Source organism: Bacillus sp. P4_D3, from assembly GCF_056401855.1.
Window position 1 is genome coordinate 1 of record NZ_JBFUIN010000813.1, and the last position, 1300, is coordinate 1300.

2 protein-coding genes are annotated in these 1300 nt (G+C 38.4%); one reads left to right on the forward strand and one right to left on the reverse strand.

Going from position 1 to position 1300, the window contains the following annotated elements; genetic code table 11:
* Window positions 1-876 (forward strand): FAD-dependent oxidoreductase (locus AC1DTM_RS26935; RefSeq protein WP_477001323.1); only part of this gene is annotated, 876 nt, incomplete at its 5' end.
* Between the two features lie 24 nt (window positions 877-900).
* Here AC1DTM_RS26935 and AC1DTM_RS26940 read toward each other — a convergent pair.
* Entirely contained in the window at window positions 901-1209 is a 309-nt protein-coding gene (locus AC1DTM_RS26940; protein WP_002110338.1) for a YxcD family protein, read from the reverse strand.
* Window positions 1210-1300 lie beyond the last annotated feature (91 nt).

The window sequence follows — 1300 nt, forward strand, 5'->3', positions numbered from 1 at the left end:
CTTCCAGGAGTTATGTCAATTGGAGCAGCTCAAGTTATGACAAATGTTCACCGCGTGCAAGTTGGAAAAAAAGGAATCATAATTGGCGCTAACATTTTGTCTTTCGCCATTTTAAATGAATTACAATTAGCTGGAATTAAAGTTGAACATATTGTACTTCCTGAAAAAAGTGAGTTAAGCCAAAAGGCTGGTGAACCAGAAGAAGTTTTCAACTCTCTTTTAAATGCAGCTCACCTCGCTCCTTCTGCTTTTCTGCGTTTAGGTAGCCGTTTTATGAAATATGATTGGATTCGAAAAGCTGGATTAACCTTCTATCCAAATAGCGGAATGAAAATAAACGGGACGCCGCTTCATCTTCGTAAAGCTGCGCTTGAAATTATCGGAACGGATCAAGTTGAAGGTGTCCGTGTGGCTAATATTGATTCTAAAGGAAATATTATTAATGGATCAGAAAAGATATATGAGGCTGACTTCGTTTGTATTGCCGGAGGTTTATACCCTCTTGCTGAGCTTGYCGCTGTAGCGGGATRCCCTTTCCATTACATTCCGGAATTAGGCGGACATGTTCCACTTCATTCAGAAGAAATGGAAACCCCTCTTCCAGGTTTATTTGTAGCTGGAAATATTACTGGAATTGAAAGCGGAAAAATCGCAATGGCGCAAGGAGCTGTCGCGGGTCTATCTATTGCTAAACATGCAAGTGAGAAACGTGACGTAGTCGACCAACAATTACAACAAGCAATGCAACACGTTCACTCTGTTCGTCAAAAAGCAGCGATTCAATTTAATCCAATGATTGATGTTGGTAGACGGAAGATGAATGAACTTTGGTATGATTATTCTTCTACATATGCACATACTAAAAAGAGCTGCTGAGATTACTCTCAACAGCTCTTTTCACTACTCATCTGAGTTATTAAATTTCGCTAATGCGTAAATACCTTCTTCATCATCTAATTCAAGTTGCAATCTTGCTGCAAATGAATTGACGTTGTATTCTCGATCAAGTAGTAAGCGTAGTGCTTCGATTAAGTTCGCTTGAATTAATATTTGCTGGCGACCATTTACCTCTACTTCTGCAGAGAAACCGTAGTCATCATCATACATTAGTTCAACTGAAACTTCTTCTGGACCAACTTGTCTTTTTTCAGCGATATATATACAAAGCGCATTTATAAGCTCTTGTTCAGAAATTTTTATTGTTTCCATGCTACTTCATCTGCCTTTTTCTTACGTTGATCTTTGAAGTATTTAAATGCACGAACTGCTAACATTACGATACCAGCCATTACTAACATAT

Bases quoted from the DNA above. Each gene is read 5' to 3' on its own strand.
- AC1DTM_RS26940 (WP_002110338.1), bottom strand. From the start codon at position 1,209: ATGGAAACAATAAAAATTTCTGAACAAGAGCTTATAAATGCGCTTTGT.